Source organism: Bradyrhizobium macuxiense, from assembly GCF_001542415.1.
Lineage (GTDB): Bacteria > Pseudomonadota > Alphaproteobacteria > Rhizobiales > Xanthobacteraceae > Bradyrhizobium > Bradyrhizobium macuxiense.
The window spans coordinates 1-2,017 of sequence record NZ_LNCU01000071.1 but is presented as its reverse complement, the minus strand read 5'-3'; the positions used below and the strand labels follow the sequence as shown (position 1 = coordinate 2,017).

1 protein-coding gene and 1 pseudogene are annotated in these 2,017 nt (G+C 61.4%); both read right to left on the bottom strand.

Features of this window, described 5'->3' with window-relative positions:
• Window positions 1-129: 129 nt before the first annotated feature.
• A pseudogene (locus AS156_RS20220) lies at window positions 130-1,532 on the bottom strand (ISNCY family transposase); the annotation flags it as partial.
• A gap of 9 nt (window positions 1,533-1,541) precedes the next feature.
• Window positions 1,542-1,982 (bottom strand): DUF6788 family protein, encoded by a 441-nt coding sequence (locus AS156_RS20215; RefSeq protein WP_136625947.1) that lies wholly within the window; start codon window positions 1,980-1,982, stop codon window positions 1,542-1,544.
• Window positions 1,983-2,017: the final 35 nt, after the last annotated feature.

Sequence of the window (2,017 nt, the reverse complement as noted above, 5' to 3'; positions counted from 1 at the left end):
TAGCTACTTTCCGGCGCAAAATTCGCCGTTCTCGAATTGAAGTGATTTGGAATGCGTGCTGAAAAGACGACACCCCGCCGGCGATAGCGGCGGGGTGTTGGTAAAGCGTTGGTGATCTTCGGCGCGTTTCTAGTTTGACGATTTCTCATTGATGGCGCGGCCGATGTTGATGAGATTATCGGAGATCACGCCGAGTCCGACCCAACGCTTCATTCCATCTTCGCCCTTGTAGCGACAGCGGCTGAGCCCGTGTCGCCGCTTCGACACGCTGATGCGGCCCTCACATCCGGTACGCCATTTCTGACCGTTGCGGAACCAGCGCTTCTTCTGTTCGCGTCGGCGCTCAGCGCTCTTGGTGGAGCGGTTGGGAATGCACACACGCTTGACACCCTTGGCTTTGGCAGCGGCCTCGTTCTTACCGGAATAGAAGGCCGCGTCGGCAGCAACCAAGTGCGGCACGCGTCCGATCGCCGCCTGGTGGAGTTCGAGCGCGGGAATGAGCAGGTCGGAATCGTTGGGCCGCTTGTCATAGACCTCGAAGTCGATCACGATCTGGTTCTCGGCCTCCTGCAACTTCACCATTTTGCCGAACTCGTTGGGCTTGCCCGCCTTGCCTTTGCGGATGACCTCCGTCGAAGGCTCGAACACGCTCAAAAGCTTACCTTCCGAGCGCGTATCGCCGCGATAGATCCGGGCCCTGGTCTGTTTCATGACCTGGTTTACTCGCGGCACCATCTCGTCGATCTGATGGCGCAAGCGATCGAGCTTCAATTGCCCCATCGCATTGGGGGCCTGCTTCACTCCCGCGGCGATCTGCGCCGAGAACTGCTTTGCCTGTCCGACCACGCGGCTGGCCGAATTGAGCAACCGCCCGTAGGCACCCTTGAGCTTCTCGGAGCTCTGCTTCACCCTGGAGCGTGCGGCCCGCGCAATGTCGAGCACCCGCAGCTTCACGCTGCGACTGCGATCGCGCAACTTGGTACCGGTCTCTCCAGCGATCTTGGTGACCTCCTTCATGGTGCGGATGAGCACGCGCACGCCGTCGCCCAGCAGGCTCGAGTCGGTCGGATAGTGGACATTGGTCTCCACCACCGTGGTATCCACGCGCATCCGCCGGCCTTCCACAACTCCTTGATCCTGCGCGATCTTCACCATCCGTCCGTGGACCTGCTTGATCACCTTTGGGCCCACCGCCAGGCCCCACCGGCCGATGGTCTTGGCATCTGGCATCTTGCCACCGCCGATCCGAGCGAAGTCGCGGTAGACGAGATTGGCGCGTACTTCGCGCTCGAGCACCTCGTAGCTCCAGTTGCGAACGTGCTTGAGAACGAGCAGTCGCAGCACCATCTCCGCCGGCGCACCACGCCGCCCGCGGCTGCGGCTCTTGGGATGTCGCTGGCCGAGCGCTTCGTACACCGCCGTGACAATGGCATCGTCATCCAGGATCCGGTCCGCGTGGTCCATCCAGTCCTCACGCAGGCCGGCCACTTCCTCAGCGACCCAGTGATCCCCAAACCTCAGCTGTGCCCGCCNGCCGCATCTCAATCACGCCGCTTCCTCCCGGGGTGGGGCACGGCGGGGTCGGGACGCAGCAAATCGTGATTGAGCTCGCAAATCTGCTCGATCGTCTCCTTCAGTTTCTGGTAGTTGTCCAGCCAACGACGAACCTCGGCCACCCGCTCCCGCCGTACGCTGATCTGTTGCGTCTGTCCGCGCCCATAACTGACCGTCAGCACGTACACCTGATGGCCCTCGCCGCGCGCGCATTTCGGACAGCCGCTCTTGTGACGCACGACTCGCTCCAACAGCGTCCCACGCAAAAGCTCGCCGGTGATCGGCAGCGTTCCAACCAGTTTCTTGCGCTTTTGAAGCGTGCGTTCACGAATCATCCCAATCAATGAATCAGGGGCGCGCACGGGCGTCAAACTCAAATCCGTCCAGGCTTGCAGAAAATCACAACTGCGCCGATTCTGCCCCAACACTCGGGCTCACGAATTTTGCGCCGGAAAGTAGCTAG